General features: G+C 74.5%; 25 protein-coding genes and 1 other RNA gene. 11 read left to right on the top strand and 15 right to left on the bottom strand.

Annotated features, from left to right (window positions below; all coding sequences use genetic code 11):
- Nucleotides 1-27 precede the first annotated feature (27 nt).
- On the bottom strand, nt 28-660 hold the full coding sequence (locus ACZ60W_RS08075) for a TetR/AcrR family transcriptional regulator (RefSeq protein ID WP_469754531.1): 633 nt from the start codon (nt 658-660) through the stop codon (nt 28-30).
- Between the two features lie 155 nt (nt 661-815).
- Between ACZ60W_RS08075 and ddaH the strand changes: the two genes are divergently transcribed.
- Nucleotides 816-1,646, top strand: a complete 831-nt coding sequence (gene ddaH / locus ACZ60W_RS08070) for a dimethylargininase (protein WP_469754530.1) — start codon at nt 816-818, stop codon at nt 1,644-1,646.
- Nucleotides 1,647-1,715: 69 nt separating this feature from the next.
- On the opposite strand, the gene ACZ60W_RS08065 is transcribed toward ddaH, so the two are convergent.
- The 3 genes from ACZ60W_RS08065 to ACZ60W_RS08055 form a co-directional block, all read right to left on the bottom strand.
- The gene (locus tag ACZ60W_RS08065; RefSeq protein ID WP_469754529.1) at nt 1,716-2,726 is read right to left on the bottom strand and encodes a small ribosomal subunit Rsm22 family protein; all 1,011 of its coding nucleotides are present in this window, start codon (nt 2,724-2,726) and stop codon (nt 1,716-1,718) included.
- 58 nt (nt 2,727-2,784) lie between these two features.
- Nucleotides 2,785-3,237, bottom strand: a complete 453-nt coding sequence (locus tag ACZ60W_RS08060) for a hemerythrin domain-containing protein (protein ID WP_469754528.1) — start codon at nt 3,235-3,237, stop codon at nt 2,785-2,787.
- Nucleotides 3,238-3,326: 89 nt separating this feature from the next.
- Nucleotides 3,327-4,598: a Bcr/CflA family multidrug efflux MFS transporter gene (locus ACZ60W_RS08055; RefSeq protein WP_469754527.1), complete on the bottom strand. Its 1,272-nt coding sequence runs from the start codon at nt 4,596-4,598 to the stop codon at nt 3,327-3,329.
- Between the two features lie 83 nt (nt 4,599-4,681).
- Between ACZ60W_RS08055 and ACZ60W_RS08050 the strand changes: the two genes are divergently transcribed.
- Nucleotides 4,682-5,683 (top strand): Gfo/Idh/MocA family protein, encoded by a 1,002-nt coding sequence (locus ACZ60W_RS08050; protein WP_469754526.1) that lies wholly within the window; start codon nt 4,682-4,684, stop codon nt 5,681-5,683.
- On the opposite strand, the gene ACZ60W_RS08045 is transcribed toward ACZ60W_RS08050, so the two are convergent.
- Complete coding sequence (locus ACZ60W_RS08045) at nt 5,670-7,301, bottom strand: alkaline phosphatase D family protein (RefSeq protein WP_469754525.1); 1,632 nt, start codon at nt 7,299-7,301, stop codon at nt 5,670-5,672. The two genes, ACZ60W_RS08050 and ACZ60W_RS08045, sit on opposite strands and share 14 nt — an antisense overlap.
- Before the next feature lie 102 nt (nt 7,302-7,403).
- Here ACZ60W_RS08045 and ACZ60W_RS08040 point away from each other — a divergent pair, with 102 nt between their 5' ends.
- The gene (locus ACZ60W_RS08040) at nt 7,404-8,180 is read left to right on the top strand and encodes an SDR family oxidoreductase (protein ID WP_469754524.1); all 777 of its coding nucleotides are present in this window, start codon (nt 7,404-7,406) and stop codon (nt 8,178-8,180) included.
- Nucleotides 8,181-8,210: 30 nt separating this feature from the next.
- On the opposite strand, the gene ACZ60W_RS08035 is transcribed toward ACZ60W_RS08040, so the two are convergent.
- Entirely contained in the window at nt 8,211-8,534 is a 324-nt protein-coding gene (locus ACZ60W_RS08035; protein WP_469754523.1) for a nuclear transport factor 2 family protein, read from the bottom strand.
- Nucleotides 8,535-8,738: 204 nt separating this feature from the next.
- On the opposite strand from ACZ60W_RS08035, the gene ACZ60W_RS08030 reads away from it, so the two are divergent.
- Complete coding sequence (locus ACZ60W_RS08030; protein ID WP_469754522.1) at nt 8,739-9,173, top strand: hypothetical protein; 435 nt, start codon at nt 8,739-8,741, stop codon at nt 9,171-9,173.
- Nucleotides 9,174-9,317: 144 nt separating this feature from the next.
- Nucleotides 9,318-9,839 (top strand): DUF1203 domain-containing protein, encoded by a 522-nt coding sequence (locus ACZ60W_RS08025; RefSeq protein WP_469754521.1) that lies wholly within the window; start codon nt 9,318-9,320, stop codon nt 9,837-9,839.
- A 1,170-nt stretch (nt 9,840-11,009) separates the two neighbouring features.
- Here the strand turns inward: ACZ60W_RS08025 and rnpB are convergent.
- Nucleotides 11,010-11,408: RNase P RNA component class A (rnpB, locus tag ACZ60W_RS08020), an RNA gene on the bottom strand.
- Nucleotides 11,409-11,486: 78 nt separating this feature from the next.
- On the opposite strand from rnpB, the gene ACZ60W_RS08015 reads away from it, so the two are divergent.
- Both ACZ60W_RS08015 and ACZ60W_RS08010 read left to right on the top strand, forming a co-directional pair.
- Nucleotides 11,487-12,269 carry a MerR family transcriptional regulator gene (locus ACZ60W_RS08015; RefSeq protein ID WP_469754520.1) on the top strand — a complete coding sequence of 261 codons (783 nt, stop codon included), beginning with the start codon at nt 11,487-11,489 and terminating at the stop codon, nt 12,267-12,269.
- A complete protein-coding gene (locus ACZ60W_RS08010; protein WP_469754519.1) occupies nt 12,266-13,123 on the top strand; it encodes a hypothetical protein in 858 nt (285 codons plus the stop codon). The genes ACZ60W_RS08015 and ACZ60W_RS08010 overlap by 4 nt, the downstream gene beginning before the upstream one ends.
- Here ACZ60W_RS08010 and ACZ60W_RS08005 read toward each other — a convergent pair.
- Nucleotides 13,068-14,510, bottom strand: coding sequence for an RNB domain-containing ribonuclease (locus tag ACZ60W_RS08005; RefSeq protein WP_469754518.1), 1,443 nt, complete (start codon nt 14,508-14,510; stop codon nt 13,068-13,070). The genes ACZ60W_RS08010 and ACZ60W_RS08005 overlap by 56 nt on opposite strands.
- Nucleotides 14,511-14,660: 150 nt before the next feature.
- On the opposite strand from ACZ60W_RS08005, the gene yaaA reads away from it, so the two are divergent.
- Together yaaA and eda are read left to right on the top strand one after the other, a co-directional pair.
- Nucleotides 14,661-15,428: a peroxide stress protein YaaA gene (gene yaaA, locus ACZ60W_RS08000; RefSeq protein ID WP_469754517.1), complete on the top strand. Its 768-nt coding sequence runs from the start codon at nt 14,661-14,663 to the stop codon at nt 15,426-15,428.
- A 74-nt stretch (nt 15,429-15,502) separates the two neighbouring features.
- Nucleotides 15,503-16,141: a bifunctional 4-hydroxy-2-oxoglutarate aldolase/2-dehydro-3-deoxy-phosphogluconate aldolase gene (gene eda / locus ACZ60W_RS07995; protein WP_469754516.1), complete on the top strand. Its 639-nt coding sequence runs from the start codon at nt 15,503-15,505 to the stop codon at nt 16,139-16,141.
- A 15-nt stretch (nt 16,142-16,156) separates the two neighbouring features.
- Here eda and ACZ60W_RS07990 read toward each other — a convergent pair whose 3' ends face one another.
- Genes ACZ60W_RS07990 through ACZ60W_RS07970 form a run of 5 tightly spaced genes read right to left on the bottom strand, consistent with a single transcriptional unit; the run spans nt 16,157 to nt 21,014 of the window.
- Nucleotides 16,157-16,963: a GNAT family N-acetyltransferase gene (locus ACZ60W_RS07990; protein ID WP_469754515.1), complete on the bottom strand. Its 807-nt coding sequence runs from the start codon at nt 16,961-16,963 to the stop codon at nt 16,157-16,159.
- A 50-nt stretch (nt 16,964-17,013) separates the two neighbouring features.
- Nucleotides 17,014-18,345, bottom strand: coding sequence for a bifunctional RNase H/acid phosphatase (locus ACZ60W_RS07985; RefSeq protein ID WP_469754514.1), 1,332 nt, complete (start codon nt 18,343-18,345; stop codon nt 17,014-17,016).
- The gene (locus ACZ60W_RS07980; protein WP_469754615.1) at nt 18,345-19,088 is read right to left on the bottom strand and encodes a zinc ribbon domain-containing protein; all 744 of its coding nucleotides are present in this window, start codon (nt 19,086-19,088) and stop codon (nt 18,345-18,347) included. Before ACZ60W_RS07980 ends, ACZ60W_RS07985 begins: the two co-directional genes overlap by 1 nt.
- Nucleotides 19,085-19,915 (bottom strand): Nif3-like dinuclear metal center hexameric protein, encoded by an 831-nt coding sequence (locus ACZ60W_RS07975; protein ID WP_469754513.1) that lies wholly within the window; start codon nt 19,913-19,915, stop codon nt 19,085-19,087. The genes ACZ60W_RS07980 and ACZ60W_RS07975 overlap by 4 nt, the downstream gene beginning before the upstream one ends.
- A 58-nt stretch (nt 19,916-19,973) precedes the next feature.
- Nucleotides 19,974-21,014 (bottom strand): ABC transporter substrate-binding protein, encoded by a 1,041-nt coding sequence (locus tag ACZ60W_RS07970; RefSeq protein ID WP_469754512.1) that lies wholly within the window; start codon nt 21,012-21,014, stop codon nt 19,974-19,976.
- Nucleotides 21,015-21,244: 230 nt separating this feature from the next.
- On the opposite strand from ACZ60W_RS07970, the gene ACZ60W_RS07965 reads away from it, so the two are divergent.
- Nucleotides 21,245-22,384: a hypothetical protein gene (locus ACZ60W_RS07965; RefSeq protein ID WP_469754511.1), complete on the top strand. Its 1,140-nt coding sequence runs from the start codon at nt 21,245-21,247 to the stop codon at nt 22,382-22,384.
- Nucleotides 22,385-22,432: 48 nt separating this feature from the next.
- On the top strand, nt 22,433-22,561 hold the full coding sequence (locus ACZ60W_RS07960; RefSeq protein WP_469754510.1) for a hypothetical protein: 129 nt from the start codon (nt 22,433-22,435) through the stop codon (nt 22,559-22,561).
- Nucleotides 22,562-22,685: 124 nt separating this feature from the next.
- Here ACZ60W_RS07960 and ACZ60W_RS07955 read toward each other — a convergent pair whose 3' ends face one another.
- Together ACZ60W_RS07955 and ACZ60W_RS07950 are read right to left on the bottom strand one after the other, a co-directional pair.
- Nucleotides 22,686-23,627: a 3-oxoacyl-ACP reductase gene (locus ACZ60W_RS07955; RefSeq protein ID WP_469754509.1), complete on the bottom strand. Its 942-nt coding sequence runs from the start codon at nt 23,625-23,627 to the stop codon at nt 22,686-22,688.
- 49 nt (nt 23,628-23,676) lie between these two features.
- Nucleotides 23,677-24,753 carry a Zn-dependent alcohol dehydrogenase gene (locus ACZ60W_RS07950; RefSeq protein WP_469754508.1) on the bottom strand — a complete coding sequence of 359 codons (1,077 nt, stop codon included), beginning with the start codon at nt 24,751-24,753 and terminating at the stop codon, nt 23,677-23,679.
- Nucleotides 24,754-24,784 lie beyond the last annotated feature (31 nt).

Here is a 24,784-nt window from a genome sequence, read left to right as displayed (position 1 = left end):
ACGGTTCCGCGGGGCGGTCCGGCCCGGTCAGTCCCTCGGCGCGAGGCCGCGCAGGGCGAGGTCGACGAGGGCGTCGGCGTAGGCGTGGGTGAGCGGCAGGGTGCGGTGGAGCCAGCGGTGGTGGAGGGGGCCGACGAGGAGTTCGACGGCGAGGCGGGGATCGGCGTCGGGGTCGGCGTCGCCCGCGGCCTGGGCGGCCTCGATGCGGCGGACGTAGTACTGGAGCTGGGGTTCGAGCAGGGCCTCGGTGAAGCGGGCGCCGAGGTCGGCGTCGACGATCCCCTCGGCGGCGAGGGCGCGGGTGGGGGCGTCGAAGGCGGGGTCGTTCATCTCGTCGACGGTGGCGCGGAGCACGTACCGGAGGTCGGCGGCGAGGTCCCCGGTGTCAGGGATCTCACTCCGGGCGTCGCCGCCGAGGGCCTCGTTGGCGCGGGCGGCGAGGTCGAGGAAGGCGTCGAGGAGGACGGCCGCCTTGGAGGGCCACCAGCGGTAGATGGTCTGCTTGCCGACCCCGGCGCGGGCGGCGATGCCCTCGACGGTGGTCTTGGCGTAGCCGGTCTCGGAGACGAGGGCGAGGGCGGCGTCGAAGATGGCGCGGCGGGAGCGCTCGCTGCGGCGGGAGGCGTCGGGGGCGGCCTTCGCGGGCCTGGTCTCGGACATGGCCTCAATCTAGCAGCCCGACGAGACGGGGCGTCTCGCCGGGTCGGGTGACATCGAACCACCCGAACGGTCCACTGCGCGAAGGGCCCCGAGGGCGGACCATGGGGTCCACCGATCTTCGGTTCTTCCGCCCACCCGTCCGTGAGGAGCCCTCATTGCGCCCCACTCCGCGCGCGTCCTCGCCCCGCCGTTACCTGATGTGCCCACCCGCGCACTTCTCGGTGACGTACTCCATCAACCCCTGGATGGACCCCACGAAACCGGTCGACCTGCCGCTCGCCCTCGCCCAGTGGGAGGACCTGCGCGACCGCTACCGCGCGCTCGGCCACACCGTCGACCTGCTGGAGCCCGACCCGGCGCTGCCGGACATGGTCTTCGCGGCGAACGGCGCCACGGTCGTCGAGGGCCGGGTCCTCGGGGCGAAGTTCGCCCACCCGGAGCGGGCGCGGGAGGCCGACGCCCACCTGGCCTGGTTCCGCCGGAACGGCTGGACGGACGACAGCCTGCGGGAGCCGGAGCACGTGAACGAGGGCGAGGGCGACTTCGCCGTCACCGCCTCCTGGATCCTCGCCGGCCGCGGCTTCCGCTCCAGCCCGCTCTCCCACGACGAGGCGCAGGAGTTCTTCGGCCGCCCGGTCATCGGCCTGGAGCTGGTGGACCCGCGCTACTACCACCTGGACACGGCGTTCTGCGTCCTGGACGACGCCCGGGACGAGGTCATGTACTTCCCGGACGCCTTCTCCCCCGGGAGCCGGGCGGTGCTCGCGCGGCTCTTCCCCGACGCCCTGATCGCCACCGCCGAGGACGCGGCGGCCCTCGGGCTCAACGCGGTCAGCGACGGTCTGCACGTCGTGCTGCCGCAGGCGGCGGTGGGCCTCTTCGAGCCCCTGCGCCGCCGCGGCTTCGAACCGGTCGGCATCGACCTGGGCGAGCTCCTCAAGGGCGGCGGCAGCGTGAAGTGCTGCACCCAGGAGCTGCGGCCCTAGCAAGGTCCGGGAGGCCCCGGGAACGACACGGGGAGACCCCGGGAAGGTCCCGGGATGCCCCGGGAGCTTCTAGGGGGTCTCCCCCGCCCCGGTCTCCGGCACCCCGGTCTCCGGCGGCCACGGGTCGCCCCACTCTACGTCACGGGCCTGCTTGTACAGGGGCCCGTGCCGCTTGGTGACCGTGTCGCGGGACAGGCCGTCGGGGCCGCACAGGTCCAGCAGCACCTGGCCCTTGCGGATCTGGGGCCTGCGGGTGACGCGGGAGACGGCGGGGGTCACCGGGAAGCGGGTCGCGGCGACGTAGGCGTACTTCTCGTCCTCGTACGGCAGCGAGCCGCCCTTCACCTGGCGGTGCAGCGAGGAGCGGCTCACCCGCGCCGAGAAGTGGCACCAGTCCTCGCCCGGCACGATCGGGCACGCCCCGCTGTGCGGGCAGGGCGCGGCGACGGTGAAGCCGGCGTCGACGAGCAGGGTGCGGGCCGCGATGATCCGCTCGTAGCCGTCGGGGGTGCCGGGCTCGACGATCACCACCGCCCGGGCCACCCGCGCCGCCTCGGCCACCAGCGCCGCCCGGTCGCCGTCGGTCAGCTCCTTGAGCACGTACGAGACGGTGACCAGGTCCGACGCGTCGAGCCGGAGCGCGCCGCCGATCCGGGCGGTGCGCCACTCGGCGTCCAGCCGCCCCGCCGCCAGCTCGCGGCCGAGCGCCAGTGCGGGCTCGGCCCAGTCGAGGACGGTGGTGCGCGGCGGCGTGCCCTCCCACGCCTCGGCGACGGCCCAGCTCGCCGCGCCGGTGCCGCCGCCCACGTCGGTGTGGGTCGCCGGCTCCCATTCCGGCGCCGCGTCGCGCAGGGCGTACAGCGCCCCCCGTACCGCCTCGAAGGTCGCCGGCATCCGGTACGCGGCGTACGCGGCGACGTCGGAGCGGTCGCGCAGCACGGGGGCGTCGGTCGGGGTGGTGCCCCGGTAGTTGGCGATCAGCCGCTCGACGGCCTTGGCCGCCTGGCGGGGCGGCAGCCCGTCGAGGAGCCCGGCGAGGGCCGCGCGCAGGGACTCGGCGGAGGGAGGGGAGGCGTTCACCGCGACATTCTAGGCGGCGGTGCGGAGGGTCCCCTCCGGCCCGGCGCGCCCGCCGGGGTCACCGGCCGTGGACCGCCTTCCAGGCGTCGATGGACCGGTCCCACTGCTCGCCGGTGAGTTCGGTCAGGGAGGCCGGGAAGAGGCCGTCCTCCTCCTTGGCGATGTGGTCGTGGAGTTCGTCGACGGCGCGGACGAACTCCGCCCGCCGCTCCTCGGACGCGAGGTCGAGTCCGGCCAGGAAGGCGGCCAGCTCGCGGTGCTCGCGGGCGAGGGCGTCCACGTAGGCGGTGTACTCCTCGTTCTCGCGCATCACGGCGAAGAGGCCGCGCTCCTCGCCGGCCCAGTGGTCGAGCAGCAGCACCGCCATCCGCTCGACGAGCTCCCGCGCGCGCTCGTGGTCGCCCGCGTCGAGCGCGCGCACGGCGTCCCCGGCGACGTCGGTCACCGCCTCGTGCTCGGCGATGAACTCCTTGATCAGGGGGACCTCACGGCAGCCGCAGTAGTGGCACATGCCGCAGATCGTCACATCACGGACGGCCGGACGGCCGGTGCCACACCGCCCGCCCGGACAGGTCGGCCCGCCCGGTCCGCGCCCGCCGCTCAGACGTCCGCGCGCGGGTTCCGCCAGGGCCGGCACAGCCCGAGGAAGCAGGCGAGGGCGAGGAGGGCGCAGCAGACCTGGACGACGGCCATCGGCACGGCGGTGTGCTCGCCCGCGATGCCGACGAGCGGCGAGGCGACCGCGCCGACGAGGAAGGAGGAGGTGCCGAGCAGCGCGGAGGCCGATCCGGCGGCGTGCGGGGTGCGCAGCAGCGCCAGGGCGTTGGTGTTCGGCATGGCGAGGCCCATCGCGGACATCAGGACGAAGAGTCCGGCGGCGATCGGGAACAGGCCGACCTCGCCGAAGACCCCGGCGGTCATCAGCAGCAGCGCCGTGGCGGCGAGGAGGATGGTGCCGAGGCCGAAGCCGAGCGCCTTGTCGAGGCGGACGCGGCCGACGAGGACCTTGCCGTTGATCTGTCCGACGGCCACGAGGCCGATGGAGTTGAGGCCGAAGAGCAGGCTGAAGGTCTGCGGCGAGGCGCCGTAGATCTCCTGGACCACGAACGGGGAGGCCGAGATGTACGCGAAGAGCGCCGCGAAGGCGAACCCGCCGGCGAGCATGTAGCCGGCGAAGACGCGGTCGGCGAGGAGGCCGCGCATGGTGCGCAGGGCCGCGCCGACGCCGCCCTCCTGGCGGCGGTCGGCCGGCAGCGTCTCGTCGAGGAAGCGCCAGACGACGGCGGTGAGCAGGACGCCGATCACCGTCAGGACGTGGAAGACGCCCCGCCAGTCGGTGACCCGCAGGATCTGGCCGCCGATGAGCGGGGCGACGATCGGCGCGGCCCCGGAGATCAGCATCAGGGTGGAGAAGAAGCGGGCCATCTCGACGCCGTCGTACAGGTCGCGGACGACGGCGCGGGCTATGACGATGCCCGCGGCGCCGGCGAGGCCCTGGAGGAGCCGGCAGCCGATGAGGAGTTCGGCGGTGGGCGCGAGGGCGCAGGCGGCGGTCGCGAGGACGTAGACGACCATGCCGACGAGCAGCGGGCGGCGGCGCCCCCACTTGTCGCTCATGGGGCCCACGACGAGCTGTCCGAGGGCCATGCCGGCGAGGCAGGCGGTGAGGGTGAGCTGGACGGTGGCGGCGGGCGCGTGCAGCGCGCCGGTGACCTCCGGGAGGGCCGGGAGGTACATGTCCATGGAGAGCGGGGGCAGGGCGGTCAGACCGCCCAGGACGAGCGTGACGAGCAGCCCCGCGCGCCGGGCGGCGACGACGGGGACGGGTGCGGTGATGTGCCCTTGTGTTGTTGTCCGGCCGCTCTCGGGCATCGACTGCTCCCTTTCGTTGAATCCTTGCCTATGCTCTCAGCTCGATCGGCATGGTCGAGACCTCTGTGGGACAGGTGGGCAGCATGGGAGACACGGTGCGCTGGGGAATCCTGGCGACGGGCGGCATAGCGGAGCGGTTCACCACGGACCTCGGGACGCTCGACGGCGCCGAGGTCGTCGCGGTGGCCTCCCGTACGGAGGCGTCCGCGAAGGGCTTCGCCGACCGGTTCGGCATCCCGCGGGCGTACGGCTCGTGGGACGGGCTCTTCGCCGACGACGACGTCGACGTGGTGTACGTGGCCACCCCGCACCACGCCCACCGGGAGGCGGCGGCCCTCGCCCTCCGTGCGGGCAAGGCGGTGCTCTGCGAGAAGGCCCTCACGCTCAACGCACGGGAGGCGGAGGAGCTCGTCGCCCTCGCCCGGGACCGCGGCCTCTTCCTCATGGAGGCCATGTGGACGTACTGCAACCCGCTCGTCCGACGGCTCGTGGAGCTGGTCCGCGACGGGGCGATCGGCGAGGTCCGGTCCGTCCAGGCGGACTTCGGCATCGCCGGCCCCTTCGACCCCGGCCACCGGCTGCGGGACCCGGCGGTGGGCGGCGGCGCGCTGCTCGACCTGGGCGTGTACCCGGTCTCCTTCGCGCAGCTGCTGCTCGGCGAGCCGGACACCGTCCAGGCCCACGCGATGATCTCGCCGGAGGGCGTCGACCTGAACACGGGCATGCTGCTGGGCTGGGCGTCGGGCGCCTCGGCGCTGCTGTCGTGCTCGCTGGAGGCCGACACCCCGATGACCGCCTCCGTGACGGGCACGCTCGGCCGGATCGACCTCCCGCGCGGCTTCTTCGCCCCCGAGCGGTTCACCCTGCACCGGCACGACCACGAGCCGGAGGAGTTCGCGACGACGGACGCCCCGCACTCCCTCCGGCACGAGGCGGCCGAGGTGATGCGCTGTCTGCGGGCGGGCCTCACCGAGTCCCCGCTCGTCCCGCTCGACGGCTCGCTCGCGGTCATGCGGACGCTCGACGCCGTGCGGGAGCGCGTCGGCGTCCGCTATCCGCAGGAGACGGGCCTCACGCCGGCGTGAGGCCCTGGTCGCCGACCTGGGTGACGAAGGAGGCGGCCGTGGCGACGGGGGCGCCCGGCCGCGTCACGTAGGGGACCGTGCGGAAGTCGGCGCGGGCGCTCTCCGTGCCCAGGGAGACCTTCACGTATCCGCGCCGGCCGTTGAAGAACTTCAGGTGCGGGTTGGCCCCCATGAGCTGGTCGTGGTTGGACAGGCGGTCGGCTCCGTCCCGGCCGCTGGCGATCGAGGTGGCGACGATCTCGGTGCCCAGGGTCCGGGAGGACGGGTCGCGGAAGTCGGCCTTGACGTCGAAGGCGTGGCCGACGTGGACGTCCCCGGTGAGCACCATCAGGTTCTCCACCCCGGCGGCCCGCGCCCCGGCGAGGAGCCGCTGCCGGGCGGCAGGGTAGCCGTCCCAGGAGTCCATCGACAGCTTGAAGTCGGCGGTGGCGCGGTCGCGTCGCTCGGAGAGGACGACCTGCTGCGGCAGGACGTTCCAGCGGGCGCCGGAGGACCGCCAGCCGTCGAGCAGCCAGCGCTCCTGGGTCGCCCCCGTCATCGTCCGCGCCGGGTTCTCCGACTCGGGTCCGGGGACCCGCCAGCCGTCGCCGTACGCCTGGTCGGAGCGGTACTGCCGGGTGTCGAGGATGTCGAACTGGGCGAGCCGCCCGAAGCGCAGCCGCCGGTACAGCCGCATGTCGGGGCCCACCGGCCGCTGGGGCGCGCGCAGCGGCTGGTGCTCCCAGTAGGCGCGGTAGGCGGCGGCCCGGCGGAGCAGGAACTCCTCCGGCGGGACGCCGTTCTCGGGGGTGTCGCCCGCGTAGTTGTTCTCGGTCTCGTGGTCGTCCCAGGTGACGACGAACGGGTGCGCGGCGTGGGCGGCGCGCAGGTCGGGGTCCGTCTTGTAGAGCGCGTAGCGCAGCCGGTAGTCCTCCAGGCTCAGCGTCTCCCGGTCGAACAGCGCCGGCAGGGTGCGGTCGGTGTAGGCCCGGGCGCCGCCGGTGGCGTTCACGGCGTACTCGTAGAGGTAGTCGCCGAGGTGGAAGACGACGTCGAGGTCCTCGGCGGCGAGGTGGCGGTAGGCCGTGAAGTAGCCGTCGTGGTACGCCTGGCAGGAGACCGCGCCGAGCCTGAGGGACGTGTTGTGGGCGCCGGCGGCCGGGGCGGTGCGGGTCCGGCCGACGGGGCTGGTCCAGGCGCCCGCCCGGAAGCGGTAGAAGAAGCCCCGGCCGGCGTCGAGGTGGTCGACCTCGACGTGGACGGTGTGCCGGAACTCGGGGTGCGCGGTGACCGTGCCGTGCCGCACCGGCCGGGTGAAGCGCTCGTCGCGGGCGAGTTCCCAGAAGACGGTGACGCGGTTCGGGGGCAGTCCGCCGTCGGGCTCGAAGGGGCGGGGCGCGAGCCGGGTCCACAGGACCACGGAGCCGGGCAGCGGATCGCCCGAGGCCACCCCCAGGGTGAACGGGTACTCGCTCAGGCGGCGTCCGTCGAGCTGGGCGGCGGCCGCGGCGCCCGCGACGGGAAGCTGGGTGGCGAAGGCGAGCGCGGCGGCCGCGCCGGTGACCGTGAGGAACCGGCGGCGGCCGAAGTGGCGTGCGGCGCCGCGCAGTTCCTCGGAGTGCTCGTGTATCTGATCCATGTGCCCCTCCCCAGACGGATGGTGTCCTTCCGTCATTCGAGGGGGGCGGGGCGACGTCCCCTTGTCGAGTACAGAACATCCACGTGTCGGACGGATGAGTTCATGGAGCACACGTCTCGCGTACGCTGCGCGCCCATGAGCATCGCAGTGGTGACGGGAGCGGGATCGGGCATCGGCCGGAGCGTGGCGGTGGCCCTCGCGGAGGCCGGCTGGTCGGTGGCCCTGGCGGGCCGCCGGGCGGACGCCCTGGCGGAGACGGCCGCGGCCCTCCCCACCGGCGACTTCCTTCCCGTCCCCACCGACGTGACCTCCGAGCGGGAGGTCGCCGCCCTCTTCGCCGCGGTCCGTGAGCGCTACGGCCGGGTCGACCTGCTCTTCAACAACGCCGGCACCTTCGCCGGCGGGGGCGTCCCCGTCGAGGACCTCGACCCCGGCACCTGGCGCGCCGTCGTCGACGTCAACCTGACCGGCGCCTTCCTCTGCGCCCAGGCCGCCTTCCGCGCCATGAAGGACCAGGACCCCCGGGGCGGCCGCATCATCAACAACGGCTCCCTCTCGGCCCACGTGCCGCGCCCGCACTCGATCGCGTACACCGCGACCAAGCACGCGATGACCGGCCTGACGAAGTCCCTCTCCCTCGACGGCCGCCCCCACCGCATCGCCTGCGGCCAGCTCGACATCGGCAACGCGGCCACCGAGATGACCGCCCGGATGCAGACCGGCATCCTCCAGGCCGACGGCCGGACGGCACCGGAGCCGGTGATGGACGCGGCGGACGTCGCCGCCACGGTCGTCCACATGGCGGCCCTCCCCCTGGAGGCGAACGTCCAGTTCGCCACGGTCATGGCGACGGCCATGCCGTACGTCGGCCGGGGCTGAGCCCCGGCCGACGCCGCCGGACGGCCGGTGCTACGCCTGCCCGGTCTCGAAGCGGGCCACCTTGCCGCCCTCGACGGTGAACTGCCACTTGGTGCGCATCTCGCCCCAGGTGTCGTTGCGGAACCGGGCGACGAGCGCCAGCCCGTCGCCCTTCTCCGACTCGATCTCCATGTGTCCCCGCGAGGAGAACACCTCCTTCTCGGTCCACGCCTCCAGGTCGCGCTCCGACCCGTCGTCGGACATCGTCGCGCCCGGGGCGAGCGCCCCCCGGAAGGCCTCCTGGTCGTTGGCGTTGAGGGCCGTCACGAACGCGCGCACGGCCGGGTCGCTGAGCTGGTTCACGGGAATCGTCATGCCCCAGCCGTACACCCGGGGGGCGTCCCGCCCCGGGCGCCCCGGCCGTGAGGTCCCCCCGACAGCGGTCCCGATCGCGCGGAACCTTCCCCTCCCCCGGCGACATCCGAGCGCCACACAGCCTATGAGCTGCGTGTTCCCCGGCCCGGGCGCGAGGCCGCGGGGCACGATCGCCCCACTGACGTATTCAGCCCGGGAGGATGCATGTCGGACATCGGCAAGGTCGTCAAGCTGTACGCGAAGGGCGCACCGGTCGGCGCCGAGGAAGGAGCCCTGGTGGGCTTCCTCGTGGACCAGGAGCGGGCGGGCGAATGGCTGGTCACCCGTGCGCGGGGCGGCTTCCGGTTCACCGCGAAGGGCACCGAGGAGACGATCGCCGCCGCCGGCACCGACCGCGCACCCGTGGCCGTCCGTCCCGACGACTCCGCCGCCTCCGTGTGGCGGATCCAGCGCGTCGACGGCGACGGCACGACGACCCTCGTCTCCCTCGCCGACCTCCGCACCGGCACCCATGTGATCGACCGGAACGGACTGGCCCTCGGCCGCGACCTCTTCGAGGACCGCTCCCTGCTCCCCAAACGCGTCTTCGTCCGCACCGACGACCGCGACCCGCAGTGGACGATCGAGGTCCTCGACTGACCCGTGCGGACGCCTCCCGGCCGCCACGGCGGAGCGGAACCACGCTCCCGGCCGTGCCGGCCGGGGCGCGGTCCCGGGGCGGCCGTGACCTCCGCGTCCGAATGCCGCCAGCGGGAGCCGGGCGGCCCGCGCCACCCTGGCCCCATGGACACCGACACCCGCACCGCCCGGTACCCCGCACGCCCCATCGCGGCCGACACCCTCACCCGGCTCCGCGCCCGCGACGACTCCGGCACGGCCCGCGCGCCGCACACCGCCACCGACGGCGGCGACCCCCTCCGCTGCTGCCTGCGCCCGTCCCGGCCCGGCGAGCGGATCGTCCTCGTCACCTACGCGCCCCTGCGCCGCTGGGCCGCCGCGACCGGCGCGGAGCCCGGCGCCTACGACGAGCAGGGCCCGGTCTTCATCCACGCCGGCGCCTGCGACGGCCCCGGGCGATCCGCCGGCCACCCCTTCGCCCGCCCCGGCGCCCTGCGCGTCCTGCGCCGCTACGACGCCCGGGGCCACATCGCCGGCGGGCGCCTCCTGGAACTCCCCGACGCCGCCGACGAAGCCCTCGACCAGGCCCTCGCCGACGCCTTCGCCGACCCCGCCGTCGCCCTCGTCCACGTCCGCGCCGTCGAATACGGCTGCTTCCACTACGAGGTCCGCCGCCCCACACCCTGACCCCACCACCCCGCACACGGAAAAGGGCCCCCGCCCAGGCGTAGACCTGTGCGGGGGCCCTCTCCACGCGGGCCGGCAGACGAGCCGGGCTGTACGCCGGACTCAGGGCCTGCATAGACATCTTCGGCTGTCGGTCCACGGCCGCATTCGCGAGGCAGTTCTCGTGGGGCCTCGCTCGCGTGCGTGATCACAAGGAATGCGCCGCCACGCGGGGCGAGAGGCGTCGGCACGACCCACCCTCCTGCTCTCTTGGCTGGACGCAGAGCAGCAATCTCCACGGGTGAATGGCCGCCAATCCATTGCACAAGGCCACCGGCTCGGGATTAAGTTGCCCCCAAGGGGGGTTGCTTGAAGAAACAGGGGTTTGGCCGCGCGTGCCGAACATGCCGTCGAAACATACTCGTCGATCAATTAGGTCTCGTCGCAGACCACTTCCGCCCGCTCAGTGGGCTTCCGTGCGTCGCCTCGGGGCAACCAGCGGTCGACGCATCTATGGAACTGGGGCCCCTGTCAGGTACGCGTCGGCGAAGATGGCCGGAGCCCAGCCGCCGGCATCGGCTCGGGAGGCAGAACACTGACTACTTGAAGCCCCCCGACTGGCTCCCCAGGTGGGAAAGCGATCACATCCCCACCCTCGCTCTTCCTGCCACGGGATGGCTGGGTGTCTGGCTCCCCAGGCATGACTCGTGGGCCCATGAACAGAAGATCAGCAGCATCCTCACCACAAGCCATTCCCCTCGCTGGGACAGCGTTCGGAACTGTTGGACGGTCTCCAACAGACAATTCCTCCGGATGGCGGGAAGCCTCATGGACCGGTACCGCACCGTGATGGTGGGCCGGGAGTACAACCCGGGTGAGAAATGCAACCCATCGTGCAAGAACGCCAAGGGACCGCTGTGCACGTGCTCCTGCAAAGCCAAGTACCACGGGCACGGGACGTGGCGCACGGGCTGGAAGACAGTTGGTGAAGTCGAGACCAGACGTAACGGCCGATCCTGGCATTGGATGGTGCTCACCCTGGACCGCTGACGCCGGCTTCCCCTGGAGGAGCGCCGAGCAGGCACCCGTTGCGTTCTCTCTGCGTTGCCCGAAGAGCCGAACAAGCACAGAGGGTCTCCGACCTGCGAAACGCAAGTCGGAGGCCCTTTCCTGGGCAAAGCCCGGGAGCGGCAGACGAGCCGGGCTGTACGCCGGGTTCTGTTCCCCGGGACCTCGCGGTCGTCGGGGTGACGGCCATCCATCTAGGGCCGGCGTTGCCGCCGGCCTCGTGCGGTCTACCCGCGGACTCGGGCGAGCAGCCCTCGAACATCCGCGCAGGGACACCGGGGTGTCCCCTCTTGACCTTGCTCCGAGTGGGGTTTACCTAGCCGCCTGAGTCACCTCAGGCGCTGGTGGTCTCTTACACCACCGTTTCACCCTTACCGGGAACCGAAGTCCCCGGCGGTCTGTTTTCTGTGGCACTGTCCCGCGGGTCACCCCGGGTGGCCGTTAGCCACCACCCTGCTCTGTGGAGCCCGGACGTTCCTCGGGGAGATCCGAGGATCCCCACGCGGCCGCCCGCCCGGCTCGTCTGCCGTGCCGACCATGCTACCCGCCGTCGCGGAAGCCGCTTGACCCTGTCGCGGCGTCAGGGTTTCTACTGGGCGCATGCGTATCGGCGAGATCGCCGCCCTGGTCGGGGTGACCCCCCGGGCCGTGCGGCACTACCACCAGACGGGGCTGCTGCCCGAACCCGCGAGGCGGGCGAACGGGTACCGGGTGTACGGGGTGCGGGACGCCGTGCTCCTGGCACGGATCCGGCGGCTCACCGAGCTGGGGCTGGGTCTCGAGGAGGTGCGGGGGGTGCTGGCGGACGACGAGGGGCGCGGGCTCGTGGAGGTGCTGGAGGAGCTGGCGGAGGACCTGGCCCGGCAGGAGGCGGTGCTCCGGGAGCGGCGGGAGCGCCTCGCGGTCCTGCTGACCGAGGCGCGGGCCGGCCGGCTGCCCGCCGAGGGGCCGGTGTCGCCGGAGGCGGCGGCGCTGCTCACCGGACTGGGCGAGCTGCCGGAGTCGCCGATGGCGGCGAAGGACCGGGAGATCCTGGCGCTGCTCGACGTCGTCGTGCCCGACGGGGAGCGGGCCCGGCTGATGGGGCTCATGGAGGCGTCGGCGGAGCGTGCGCGCGAGGTGTATCCGCTGCTGGACGCCCTCGCCGACGCGGAGCCGGACGACCCTCGGGTCGCGGAGGCGGCGCAGGTGCTCGCCGCCTGCCTGCCGGACGAGCTGGGGGTGGACCTCGCGGCCGCGGGGGCGGGCGACGGCCCCTCCGACGCCTCGCTCGCCGACACGTTCTTCGCGGAGCTCGCCCCGGCCCAGTCGGCGGCGGTCCGGCTGGCCGTCCGTCTGGTGCAGGACCGCGCCCGCGCCCGCGGCGGGGAGCGGGAGCTGTGAGCGCGCGGTCCGCCGCCGGGGACCGCTCCCGGCTGCTGCGGCTCCTGCGTCCCCTGGCGTACGTGGTGCTGCCGGCCGAGGTCGTCCTGGCCGTGCTGGTCGTCGGCGGGGTGCGGATACCCGCGGCCGTGGGTGCGGTGGGCGAGGCGGTGGTCCTCGGGCTGCTGCTCGCGGAGGGGCCGGCGTACCGGGGGCTGCGGCGGCGGGGGTTCTCGCGCCGGCGGGCGGTGGCGGAGCTGGTGCCCGGGCCGGTGCTGCGGCTGATGGGGCACGAGCTGCGGCTGCTGGGGAGTCTGGCGCGGTGGGTGGCACGGCGGCCGCACGGGGTGGCCGGGGCGGACGGGGTCTTCCCGCACGCCCGGGACCAGGCGGCCCTGATGTACGGCTTCGCGTTCGTGTGCGTGGTCGAGACCGTCGGGATGTCCTACCTGCTCGCCGGCCGGCCCGCCGTGCACGCGGTGGTGCTGGTCCTGGACGTCTCCACGGTGCTGTTCGTGCTCGGGCTGCACGCCGCGTCGGCGACCCGCCCGCACACGCTCACCGGGGACGTGGTCCGGCTGCGGCAGGCCGCCCACGTCGACGTACGGGTCCCGCTGGACCGGATCGCCACGGTCCGCCACGAGTCGCGGTTCTCGCACGAGAAGGCCGACGGCGAACTGAACCTCGCCGTCGGCGCGCAGACCTCCGTCACCCTGGAGCTGACCGAGCCGGTCGAGGTGGCCCGGCTGTTCGGCGCGCCCCGGCCGGTGACCGTGGTGCGGGTCCACGCGGACGACCCGCGGGAGTTCGTCCGCGCGCTCACGCGGGCGCGAACAGCACCTTCGACGAGCCCGGGTCCGCCTCCGCGAGCCTGACCCGCAGCCATTCGCCCAGCGGCAGGCGGGAGGTGCCGCCCTGGATGCGGGCGACGACCGCCGGGTCGTCCAGGTGGACGGTGCCGACGGCGGGTTCGCGCTCCTTCACGTCGATGACGTACGCGTCGAAGATCTCGCCGACGCGGCCGCTCAGGAGCGCCGCCTCGACGATGTCGACGCTCTCGCGCTCGACGGTGTTGGCGCGGCGCGAGCCGGCCGCCATCTCGTCGGGGAGGGCGGGCAGGGCGGCCCGTACCCATTCGGGCGGCTCGTTCCCCTCGACGGCGGAGACGCAGAGCTCGCCGGCGTACCGGTCCACGAGCCGGCGCAGGGGCGCGGTGCAGTGGGTGTACTCGTCGGCGACGGCGGCGTGCACGGCCGGGGTGGGGACGTGGCCGTCGGTGAAGACGGTGTACCCGGCGCCGCGCAGGAGGGTGGTGCACTCCTGGAGGAAGGCGGCGTGGCGCGGCTCGGCCGGGTCGGCGGAGCGGACGACGTCGGCGTACGAGACGTGGTGCGGCCAGGGGACGCCGAGGGCCTGCGCGGAGCGCCGCAGCCGGGCGACGGCTCCGTCGGGGGCGGTGGGCAGGGTGCGCAGGATGCCGGTGCCGGCGGCGGTCATGAGGTCGGCGGCGGCCATGCCGGTGAGCAGGGAGATCTGGGCGTTCCAGCCGTCGGCGGGGAGCGGGGCGCGGTAGGCGAGGGAGTAGGTGTGGTCGGTCTCGACGATCTCCTGCTCGGGGACGTTGAGGGAGATCCCGCCGCGTTCGGCTTCGAGGGCCTCGCGGAGCCGCCCGATGTCCCGGAGCAGGGCCAGCGGTTCCTCGGCGGTGCCGTCGTCGATCTGCCGCTGGACGGTCGCGTAGTCGAGCTTGGCGCGGCTGCGGACGAGGGCGCGGCGGACGTCGGTGGCGACCCGGCGGCCCTGGGCGTCGAGGTCGATGCGCCAGAGCAGGGCGGGGCGGGGTTCGCCCGGGAGGAGGCTGGCGGCGCCCTCGGAGAGGACGGCGGGGTGGAGGGGGACCTTGCCGTCGGGGAAGTAGAGCGTGAGGACCCGCCGGTGGGCCTCGGCGTCCAGCGCGCCGCCGGGGGTGACGAAGGCGGCGACGTCGGCGATGGCGTAGTGGACGCGGTAGCCGCCGTCGGCCCTGCGGGCCAGGTGCATGGCCTGGTCGAGGTCGGTGGAGGTGGGCGGGTCGATGGTGAAGAAGGGCAGGTCGGTGGCGTCGTGGGCGGGGAGTCGGGGGGCCTTCGCGGCGGCCTCGGCCTCGGCCAGGACGGCGGGCGGGAACTCCTCCGGGACGGCGAGTTCGGTCCGCAGGGCGCGCAGGGCGGCCCGCAGGGGAGCCTCGGCTGCGCCGGTCACGTGGATGTGGCGGCGGGGCATGGTCCCGAGCGTAGGGCCGGGCCCGGGGTGCGGCACGTCGGGCGCGCGGGGCGTCCGCCGGGACGCGCGGGCCGGGGCGGGGCCGCGCACCTCGTACGCTGGACGGCCGGGGCCGCACCCCCGTTTCCGTACGTACGAAGGAGAACCGCCGTGCTCGTGCTGTTGCCGCCCTCCGAAGGCAAGGCCTCCTCGGGGCGCGGGGCGCCGCTCAAGCCGGAGTCGTTGTCCCTGCCGGGGCTCGCGGAGGCGCGGGCGGCGGTCCTGGACGAGCTGGTCGAGCTGTGCGCCGCCGACGAGGAGAAGGCGCGCGAGGTACTGGGCCTGAGCGAGGGGCTGCGCGGCGAGGTCGCGAAGAACGTGGAGCTGCGGACGGCGGGCGCGCGGCCGGCCGGGGAGATCTACACGGGCGTGCTGTACGACGCGCTGGGCCTGGCGACGCTGGACGCGGCGGCCCGGCGGCGGGCGGGGCGCTCGCTGCTGGTCTTCTCCGGGCTGTGGGGCGCGGTGCGGGTCACGGACCGCATCCCGTCGTACCGCTGCTCGATGGGGGTCAAGCTGCCGGGTCTGGGGGCGCTGGGCGCGCACTGGCGGGGTGCGATGGCGTCGGTGCTGCCCGAGGCGGCCGGGGCCGGGCTGGTCCTGGACCTGCGTTCGTCGGCGTACGCGTCGGCGTGGAAGCCGAAGGGCGACGTGGCGGCCCGGACCGCGACGGTGCGGGTGCTGCACGCGCCGACCCGGAAGGTGGTCAGCCACTTCAACAAGGCGACGAAGGGCCGCATCGTGCGGAGCCTTCTGGAGGCGGGCGCGGAGCCGGGGTCGCCGGCGGAGCTGACGGAGGTCCTGCGGGGTCTGGGGTACGTGGTGGAGGACGGGGGGAAGACGGGGGCGCTGGACGTCCTGGTGGACGAGATCCACTGACCCCGCCCACTCTTGCGTTGCGCAGCGCGCAACGCTCGTTGCGGGTGACGCTCGCCGTGGGCAGGATGTGGCCCATGACGAGCGTGTTCGACCTTGCCCCGCAAGCCCCCGTCGTCCCCGTGGTCGTGATCGAGGACGCCGCCGACGCCGTTCCCCTGGCGCGCGCCCTCGTCGCGGGCGGGCTGCCGCTGATCGAGGTCACCCTGCGCACCCCGGCCGCGCTCGACGCCGTCCGGGCCATCGCCCGGGAGGTGCCGGAGGCGGTCGTCGGCGCGGGCACCGTCGTGTCGCCCGGCGGGGTCGCGGACGCGGTCGGCGCCGGGGCCCGGTTCCTGGTCAGCCCGGGGTGGACCCGGCGGCTCCTGGGCGCGATGCGGGAGTCGGGCGTGCCGTTCCTGCCGGGGGTGTCGACCACCTCGGAGGTCGTGGCCCTGCTGGAGGAGGGCGTCGACACGATGAAGTTCTTCCCCGCCGAGGCGGCGGGTGGCGTCCCGTACCTCAGGTCGCTCGCCGGCCCGCTCCCCGGTGCCCGCTTCTGCCCCACGGGCGGTGTCTCCCTCGCCTCGGCCCCCGCCTATCTGGCCCTGCCGAACGTGGGCTGCGTCGGCGGTACGTGGATGCTCCCGCCCGACGCCCTCGCGGCCCGCGACTGGCCCCGGGTCGAGGCGCTGGCCCGTGAGGCGGCGGGGCTGCGGGGCGCGCCGGCCGTCTGAGCGGCGCGCGCCGGATCACCCGGCCGGCGGATCGAACTCCACGCCGAGGTGGTCGGTCACCGGGCGGTAGCCCAGGCGCCGGTAGAGGGCGTTGCTGGTGGGGTTGGCGAGGTCGGTGAAGAGGAGGACCTGGGCGGCGCCGGAGTCCAGGGCCGCCCGGCCGACGGCGTCGGTGACCCCGGCGGCGTACCCCCGGCGGCGGTCGGCGGGCGGGGTGTGGACGAGGTGGACGCGGGCCTGGCCCTCCAGGGTGCGGGTGACGGCGGCCATCGAGACCGGTCGGCCCTCCGGCGTCTCCCAGAGGAGGAGCCGGCCCTCGGAGATCCGTTCGGTGACGAGGCCGGTGTAGTCCGCGTCGGGGTCGTCGCCGACGGCCGCCGCGAACTCCGCGGCCCAGGCGGCGGCGAGCGGGACGTCGGCAGGGGTGGCGATCCGGGAGCGGCCGGGCGGGGCCGGGTCGGGCGGGACCGGCGTCCCGAGCCGGAAGAGCCGCATCCGGACGGTGGGCGTCCACGGGCGGCCGGACGCCTCCGCGTACGCCTCGACCGCGGCCGTCTCCCCGCGCAGCGCGACCGGCTCCTGTCCGGCCGGGAACTCCAGGGCACGGGCCGCCTCGACGGTCACCGCCCCGAAGGCGGGCGCGCGCGGCGGGCAGACCGCCAGCGCGCCGGTGACCCGGCCGTCGGGCTCGGTCCACCAGGCCAGCCGGTCGGCCCGGTCCATCAGCGTCAGGACGGCGGTGTTGCGGGCGGGCTCGGCCGCGAGATGTCGCGCGGCCGCGGCGCGGAACGCGGTGGCGTCCCCGGTGAAGTGCCACGTCATGACGGGATGGTGGTACGGGGACGGGTCCCCGCGCCACTGCTTTCGCGGGGTCAGGTCCTCAGGTGGGAGGTGTCGTTGAGGAGGCGCACGGAGGCGTTGCCGTCGGCGTAGTAGGCGACGGCGGAGATCGAGGCCGCCGCCAGCTCCATGCGGAACAGCGACTCCGGCGGGGCGCCGAGCGCGAGCCGGACCAGCGTCTTGATCGGCGTGACGTGGGTGACGAGGAGGACGGTCCGGCCCGCGTGCGCGGCGGTGAGCCGGTCGCGGGTCGCCGCCACGCGCCGGGCGACCGTCGCGAAGCTCTCGCCGCCGCCGGTCGGCGCGGCCTTCGGCGAGGCGAGCCAGGCGTCGAGGTCGGCCGGGTACCGGTCGCGGACCTCGCCGAACGTGAGCCCCTCCCAGGCGCCGAAGTCCGTCTCCCGCAGACCCTGCTCGATCCGCACGTCGAGCCCGAGCCGGGCGGCGACGGCGGCGGCGGTCTGCCGGCAGCGGGTGAGCGGCGAGCTGACGACCTCCTGGATCGTGCCCCGGGCGGCCAGCGCCTCGGCGACGGCGGCGGCCTGCCGCAGTCCGGCCGCGGAGAGCTCCGGGTCGGTGCCGCCGCTGCCGGAGAACCGCTTCTCGGGAGTGAGGGCCGTCTCGCCGTGCCGCAGCAACACGAACGTCGCCGGCGCCCCCATGTCGGGCGCGCTCGCCGCCTGCCGCGGCGCGGGGGCGGGGGCGGGGCTCTCGGCGGGGGCGGGGCTCTCGGCGGAGCCGGACACGGCGGCCGGTTCGGGCAGGGCGTCGGCGCCGGTGACGGCGGCCGAGGAGGCGGCCCCGAAGGCGGTCGCGAGCGCGGCCCGGGCGCGGGCGGCGCCGGCGGCCGCGTCCCCGGGGGGTCCCGCCGGGGGTGGGGCGGCGGCGTTGCGGGCGGCCGAGGCGTCGAGGCCGGCGGACGACGCGGAGGGTTCCCACGCGCGGCCGAGCTTGCCGGCGTCCATGGCCTCGTTGGCGAGGCGGTCGGCGTGCTTGTTGCGCTCGCGCGGGATCCACTCGTAGCGGACCCGGCCGGCCGGGAAGACGCGTCCGGCCTCGGCCGCGAGCGGCTTCATGTCCGGGTGCTTGATCTTCCAGCGGCCGGACATCTGCTCGACGACCAGCTTGGAGTCCATGCGGACGTGGACGGTGGCGTCCGGGAAGAGCTCCCGGGCCACCTTGAGCCCCGCCACCAGGCCCTTGTACTCGGCGACGTTGTTCGTCGCCACGCCGATGTACTCGGCGGCCTCCGCGAGCGTCTCGCCGGTGGCCGGGTCCAGGACGACCGCACCGTAGCCGGCGGGCCCCGGGTTGCCCCGGGAGCCGCCGTCCGCCTCGACGATCAGCTCGCGCGACGACGTCATTACAGCCCGGACTCCGCGGTGCGGACGAGGATGCGGCGGCAGTTCTCGCACCGGACGACCGCGTCCTTGGCGGCGGCGCGGACCTCGTTGAGCTCGGTGATGTTGAGCTCGATGTGGCAGCCCTCGCACTTGCGCTGGTAGAGCCGGGCCGCGCCGACGCCGCCCTGCTGCTCGCGGAGCTTCTCGTAGAGCTTCAGCAGGTCGGCCGGGACGGAGCCGGCGACGAGCTCGCGCTCCTTGGCGACCGTGGCGGACTCGGCGTCCAGCTCGCCCTGGGCGGTGTCGCGGCGGGCGGTGGCGTCGTCGCTCTTGGCCTGGACGGCGGAGACGCGCTCGGACAGCTCGCCGACGCGCTCCTGGAGGGACTCGCGGCGCTCCATGACCTCCAGGACGATCTCCTCCAGGTCGCCCTGGCGCTTGGCGAGCGAGACGATCTCGCGCTGGAGGTTCTCCAGGTCCTTCGGGGACGAGACGGCGCCGGAGTCGAGCCGCTGCTGGTCGCGGGCGGCCCGCTGGCGGACCTGGTCGACGTCCTGCTCGGCCTTGGTCTGCTCGCGGCCGCAGTCGCTCTCCTCGGTCTGCGCGGCGACGAGCAGGTCGCGCAGCTGGGTGAGGTCCTTGGTCAGCGACTCGATCTCGGCGTGCTCGGGCAGCGAGCGGCGCCTGTGGGCGAGCTGCTGGAGGCGCACGTCCAGGGCCTGGACGTCGAGGAGGCGGATCTGGTCGGCGGGCGCGGCGTTCAGTTGGGGGCTCCAGGAGAGGTGTGGTGGGAGGACCAGGGGTCGGTGACCGTCTTCGAGACGTGGACGCGCAGGTCCCAGCCGTGGCGGTCGGAAATCTCGTCGAGCTGGGCGGCGGCCTGCTCGCACCAGGGCCATTCGGTGGCCCAGTGGGCGGCGTCGACCAGGCCGAGCGGCGCGGACCGGGCCGCGCGCTGGGCGGCCTCGGAGACCGGGTGGTGGCGCAGGTCGGCGGTGAGGTAGGCGTCGACGCCCGCGGCCCGTACGGCGTCGAAGAGGCTGTCGCCGGAGCCGCCGCTGACGGCGACGCGGCGCAGGACCATGTCGGGGTCGCCGGCGACCCGGATGCCCTGCGCGGTGGCGGGCAGCCGCGCGGCGGCGCGGGCGGCGAACGCGGCGAGGGTCTCGGGGCGGTCGAGCTCGCAGATCCGGCCGAGGTTGTTCTCCGCGACCAGGGGGCCGGTGACCCGGAGGTCCAGCGCGCCGGCGAGGGCGTCGGAGACGCCCGGGTCGGCGGTGTCGGCGTTGGTGTGCGCGACGTGCAGGGCGATGTCGTGCTTGATCAGGCCGTGCACGACGCGGCCCTTGAAGTGGCCGGCCGCGACCGTCGTCGTCCCGCGCAGGTAGAGCGGGTGGTGGGTGACGAGGAGGTCGGCGCCGAGGGCGATCGCCTCGTCGGCGATCTCCTGGACCGGGTCGACGGCGAAGAGCACGCGGGTGACCTCGGCGTCGGGGTCGCCGCAGACGGTGCCGACGGCGTCCCACGACTCGGCCCGCTCGGGCGGCCAGAGGGCGTCGAGCTCGGCGATGACTTCAGACAGACGGGGCACGAGGGAAAGGCTACCTGGCCCCCGTGCCCCGTCGTCCTGGCCTGTGGACAACCGCGGCTTACTCGACCAGGTCGGCGCGCAGGTCGTCGAGGACGCTGTTCGCCGCGGTCACGCCGAGGCCGAGGTACCAGGTCTCGTCCGGGACGTCCTTGGCCCGGCCGGCCTCGACGGCCGTCAGGTTCTTCCAGAGCGGGTTGGCCTGGGCGGTGTCCTTCTTGGTCGCCTTGGCGTCGCCGTAGACGCCGGTGAAGATCCAGTCGGCGTCGGCCTCGTCGATCTTCTCGGGGCTGATCTCGGCCGCGAGCTCGTCGATCTGCTGGTTCTTCGGCCGGGGCAGGCCGGTGTCCTCCAGGATCGTGCCGATGAAGGACGCCCTGGCGTAGAGACGGATCTTGCCGGGGAGGTAGCGGACCATCGAGACGGTCGGCTTGTCCGGGCCGACGTCCGTGCCGAGCTGCTTCGCCTTGGTCTCGTAGGCGGCGAGCTTCGCCTTCGCCTCCGCGGTCCTGTCCAGCGCGGCGGCGTTCAGGAGGTAGTTCTCCTTCCAGGTGAAGCCCGGGCGGATGGAGAACACGGTCGGCGCGATCTTCGACAGCTCGTCGTACTTGTCGGCGGCCCGGAGCTGGCTGCCGAGGATGAGGTCGGGCCGGAGGTTGGCGATGGCCTCCAGGTTGAGGTTGTTGATGGTGCCGACGGACTTCGGGGAGCCGGCGTCCTTCGCGAGGTAGCCGGGGATGCCGTCGTCGCCCTCGGAGGGGGCGTAGCCGACGGGCTTGACGCCGAGGGAGACGACGTTGTCGAGCTCGCCGACGTCCAGCACGACGACCCGCTTGGGGGCGGCCGGGATCTCGGTCTTCCCGAGGGCGTGGGTGAGGGTGCGGGGGAACCGGCCGGGCTCGGCGTCGGTGCCCATGGCCGCGGTCTTGGCGGCGGCGTCGCCGAAGTCCTTGCCGCCGGTGGCGACGTCCTTCTTCTTCGCCGTGTCCTCCTTGGCGGCGGGCGAGCCCGCGCCGGAGTCCCCGCCTCCTCCGCAGGCCGCGAGGGAGAGCGCGGCGGCGAGGGCGACGGCGGCGGCGGTGCCGCGGCGGCGGAGGGACATGAGAGGGCTCCTGTAGGGGTCGTCCTGGCGGGGACACGGGGACCGTTCGGCGGAGCCCCCGACTCCGCTTAGGGTCGCCTTACCTTACTCACCGTGCGCCACTCCAGCACAACCACCCCCTCCCTCCCGGGCGAACCACGGCACGACCACCCTTATGTGTGAAGTGACCCGGCACGTGTTGTTCGGCTGGAAGTGCGAAAACTAGCTTCGTGGCCGGAGGTGACGAGTCGATGACAGCGTGTGCCATCGAGACCGCGGCCGAGGACGACGGCCGCGACCGGGAACGCGGCGGGGACGCCGCGTGGCCGACGGGGTTCACGATCACGGCGAACGGCGCGTACGCGGCCAGGCTCGCCGGCGCCGGGAACGGCCTGTACGTCGAGCGGTGGACCCTCGACGGCCCGGAGCCGTACGCCGTGCCGCTCCCCCTCGGCCAGCCCGAGGAGCCGGGCACCCAGCTGCTGCCCCTCGCGGACGGCCGGGTCCTCGTCGCGCGCCGGGTGGACGGGCGGCGGAACGCCTTCTCGCTGCTCTACCCCACGGGCCCCGCCACCGGCGAGCTCGCGCTCGGCGCGGTCGAGGCGCCCGGCTCCGAGCGGCTGGTCCTGCTGCCCCCCGCGCCCGACGGCATCCGGGCGTACGCGATGTGCGTGGGCTCCCACACCACCACCCTGTGGCTGGTGGCGGGCGGCGCCTTCGGGCCCGAGCGGGTCGCCGAGGTCCGGGGCGGCTGCTCGGGCGGGGTGTGGCTCGACCGGGCGGGCCGGATGCTCGCCCTGGACCGGCGGATCGACGGCGGCCCCGTGAAGGCCGTCGCCGTCGACCTGGAACGGGGCGGGGAGGTCACGCCGCTGCTCCAGATCACCGAGGAGAGCGACGACCGGCTGCTCCTCGCGGACGCCGACAGCGGACTGCTGCTGATCCGCTCCGACGCCCCGGGCCACGACCGGCTCGGCTGGGGCGTGCTGGGCAGCCTGCTGCCGGTGCGGTTCCCCGAGTGCCTGCGCCTCGACGACGCGGCGGTGACGCCCTTCGCCGTCCAGCCCGGCCAGGTGCTGGTGCCGGAGAGCTGCTCGGTGGCGCTGCGGATCGACGCGGCGGCCGGCAGCTGGGTGGGCACCTGGCGGCCCTCCTCCCGCCGGATGGGCCACCTGGCCGCACCCGTCGGCTGGCTGGCCGGTGCGGGCCTGTGGACGACGGGCGGGCAGCTGCGACTGCCGTACGCGACGGCCGAGGTGCCGTGCGGGCTGGCCGCCCTGGAACCGCCGCCGGATCCCGAGCCCGTGGCGGCGGCCGCCGACGCGCCGCGGGTGTGCCGCCCCGTGCCGCTCCAGCAGGCACCGCTCACGGACCGCAGGCCCGCTGACTAGAATCACGGGCCGCACGACAAGACCGATTCGTACGGGGTGAGTTCCATCATGGCGGAAGCAAGCACGGAGGGGCAGGAGCCGAACGGCTCCGGCAGGCATCGGGGCGAGGCGTCCCCGGCGGAGGACTCCGCGTCCTCGCCGCACGGGCGCCACCGCCGCGAACCCGACGCGCAGTGACCGGTTCGCACACGGGTTGACGAAGGGCCCCGGGGTCACCCCCGGGGCCCTTCGCCGTCCCCACCTCCGCCGTCCCGCCCCCACCGGACGGGCGGCGTCGGTCCCTCCCCGCCTCCGGCCCGGGTCAGTCCTTCCTCAGCCCCAGCACCTCCGACGCCGCGAAGGTCTCGCCCGCCGGGCGGGACGCGTAGTGCGGGGTCAGCACGGCGTCCAGCTCCTCGTACGTGAACGCCTCCTTGGCCGTGTCGAACTTGGCCGCGACCCGCGGCCGCTCCACGACGGCCACCATCCCGCCGTGCACGACGAGCAGCTGGCCGTTGACCCCGGCCGCCGCCGGCGAGGCGAGGTAGCCGACGAGCGGCGCCACGTGCTCCGGGGACAGCGGGTCGAGCTCGCCCTCCGCCGGTTCCCCGAAGCCCGCGAAGACGTCCTCGGTCATCCGGGTCCTGGCCCGCGGGCAGATGGCGTTGGCGGTCACCCCGTACCGGGCGAGCGCGAGCGCCGTCGAGGTGGTGAGGCCGACGATGCCGCCCTTCGCCGCCGCGTAGTTGGGCTGACCGGCCGAACCGGCGAGGAACGCCTCGGAGGAGGTGTTGACGATCCGGCCGTACACCCCGGACTCCCCCGCCTTCGCACGGCCCCGCCAGTGGACCGCGGCGAAGTGGGTGGTGTTGAAGTGGCCCTTGAGGTGAACCCGTACGACGGAGTCCCACTCGTCCTCGCTCATCGAGAAGACCATCCGGTCGCGCAGGATGCCCGCGTTGTTCACGAGGACGTCCAGCTTGCCGAACTCGGCCACGGCCAGGTCCACCAGCGACCGCGCCGTCTCGAAGTCGGAGACGTCGCCGAGGTGGGCGACGGCCCGCCCGCCCGCCGCGCGGATCTCCGCGGCGACCTCCTCGGCGGGCGCGGCGGAGGCGGCACCCGAGCCGTCCCGGCCGGGCTGCCCGTAGTCGTTGACGACGACGGCCGCGCCGAGCCGGGCCAGTTCCAGCGCCTCGGCGCGGCCGAGGCCGCGTCCGGCGCCGGTGACGATCGCGCTCAGCCCTTCCAGGGGGAGTGACATCTCGCGGGGGTCCTCTCGGATCTCGGGCCGGGTCGGCCTTCGGGACGGATCAGATCTCGATGCACGTGCGGAGGGCGACGCCGGTGCGCATCTGCTCCAGCGCCTCGTTGATCCCGGCCAGCGGCACGCGGTGGGTGATGAGCGACTCCAGGTCGATGCGGCCCGCCCGCCAGAGCGCGATGGCCCGCTCGTACGACCGCAGCACGTCCCCGCCGCCGTACATCGAGGGCAGGATGCGCTTCTCGTCGAAGAACAGCTCGAACATGCTGAGCTGGAGGTGGTCGTCGAGGGCGCCGGCGCCGACGACGCAGAGGGTGCCGCCGCGCCGGGTCGTCTCGTAGGCGGTGCGGGCGGTGGCGGACCTGCCGACGACCTCGAAGACGTAGTCGAAGCCCTCGCCCCCGGTGACGCGCTGCTTGGCGTCGGCGAGCGCGTCCGGGGCGACCGCCTCGGTGGCGCCGAAGCGGAGCGCGGCCTCGCGCCGGGACTCCACGGGGTCGACGGCCACGATCTGGGCGGCGCCCTGGAGCCGGGCGCCCTGGATGGCGGAGATGCCGACGCCGCCGCAGCCGATGACGGCCACGGACGAACCGGCCTCCACCTTCGCGGTGTTGATGGCGGCACCGAGGCCGGTGGTGACGCCGCAGCCGATGAGGGCGGCGATGTCGAAGGGCACGTCGTCGGGGATGGGCACGGCGCAGCCGGCGTCGACGACGACCTCCTCGGTGAAGGTTCCGGTGCCGGCGAAGCCGAAGACGTCGCCGCCGGGGCGCTTGAAGTTGGGCACGCCGGCGTTCATGAAGCCGGCCAGGCACAGCTGGGTCTGGCCGCGCCTGCAGGACGGACAGCCGCCGCAGGCGGGCAGCCAGCAGAGCAGCACCCGCTGTCCCTGCGCGAGGCCGGTGACGCCGTCGCCGACGTCGAGGATCTCCCCCGCCCCCTCGTGGCCGGGGACGAAGGGCGCGGGCTGCGGGAGGATCCCGCTCATCGCGGAGACGTCGGAGTGGCACAGGCCGGTGGCCCTGACGCGGATCCGCACCTTGCCGGGGCCGAAGCCCACCGCCTCGACGTCGTCGAGGACCTCCAGTTTGTCCTGGCCGATCTCGTGCAGTACGGCTGCGCGCATGGTGCGGATCCCCTCAGGAGTACGGACGGTG

It is taken from the genome of Streptomyces sp. NPDC104202 (genome assembly GCF_055584185.1).
The sequence above is the reverse complement of the archived record's forward strand: the minus strand, read 5'-3'. Positions and strand labels throughout refer to the sequence as shown.

Coding starts and splice junctions, on each gene's coding strand:
- ACZ60W_RS08075 (WP_469754531.1), bottom strand. CDS start 660: ATGTCCGAGACCAGGCCCGCGAAGGCCGCCCCCGACGCCTCCCGCCGC.
- ACZ60W_RS08060 (WP_469754528.1), bottom strand. CDS start 3,237: ATGTGCCACTACTGCGGCTGCCGTGAGGTCCCCCTGATCAAGGAGTTC.
- ACZ60W_RS08055 (WP_469754527.1), bottom strand. CDS start 4,598: ATGCCCGAGAGCGGCCGGACAACAACACAAGGGCACATCACCGCACCC.
- ACZ60W_RS08050 (WP_469754526.1), top strand. CDS start 4,682: ATGGGAGACACGGTGCGCTGGGGAATCCTGGCGACGGGCGGCATAGCG.
- ACZ60W_RS08045 (WP_469754525.1), bottom strand. CDS start 7,301: ATGGATCAGATACACGAGCACTCCGAGGAACTGCGCGGCGCCGCACGC.
- ACZ60W_RS08040 (WP_469754524.1), top strand. CDS start 7,404: ATGGAGCACACGTCTCGCGTACGCTGCGCGCCCATGAGCATCGCAGTG.
- ACZ60W_RS08035 (WP_469754523.1), bottom strand. CDS start 8,534: ATGACGATTCCCGTGAACCAGCTCAGCGACCCGGCCGTGCGCGCGTTC.
- ACZ60W_RS08030 (WP_469754522.1), top strand. CDS start 8,739: ATGTCGGACATCGGCAAGGTCGTCAAGCTGTACGCGAAGGGCGCACCG.
- ACZ60W_RS08025 (WP_469754521.1), top strand. CDS start 9,318: ATGGACACCGACACCCGCACCGCCCGGTACCCCGCACGCCCCATCGCG.
- ACZ60W_RS08015 (WP_469754520.1), top strand. CDS start 11,487: ATGCGTATCGGCGAGATCGCCGCCCTGGTCGGGGTGACCCCCCGGGCC.
- ACZ60W_RS08005 (WP_469754518.1), bottom strand. CDS start 14,510: ATGCCCCGCCGCCACATCCACGTGACCGGCGCAGCCGAGGCTCCCCTG.
- eda (WP_469754516.1), top strand. CDS start 15,503: ATGACGAGCGTGTTCGACCTTGCCCCGCAAGCCCCCGTCGTCCCCGTG.
- ACZ60W_RS07990 (WP_469754515.1), bottom strand. CDS start 16,963: ATGACGTGGCACTTCACCGGGGACGCCACCGCGTTCCGCGCCGCGGCC.
- ACZ60W_RS07985 (WP_469754514.1), bottom strand. CDS start 18,345: ATGACGTCGTCGCGCGAGCTGATCGTCGAGGCGGACGGCGGCTCCCGG.
- ACZ60W_RS07970 (WP_469754512.1), bottom strand. CDS start 21,014: ATGTCCCTCCGCCGCCGCGGCACCGCCGCCGCCGTCGCCCTCGCCGCC.
- ACZ60W_RS07965 (WP_469754511.1), top strand. CDS start 21,245: ATGACAGCGTGTGCCATCGAGACCGCGGCCGAGGACGACGGCCGCGAC.
- ACZ60W_RS07960 (WP_469754510.1), top strand. CDS start 22,433: ATGGCGGAAGCAAGCACGGAGGGGCAGGAGCCGAACGGCTCCGGCAGG.
- ACZ60W_RS07955 (WP_469754509.1), bottom strand. CDS start 23,627: ATGTCACTCCCCCTGGAAGGGCTGAGCGCGATCGTCACCGGCGCCGGA.
- ACZ60W_RS07950 (WP_469754508.1), bottom strand. CDS start 24,753: ATGCGCGCAGCCGTACTGCACGAGATCGGCCAGGACAAACTGGAGGTC.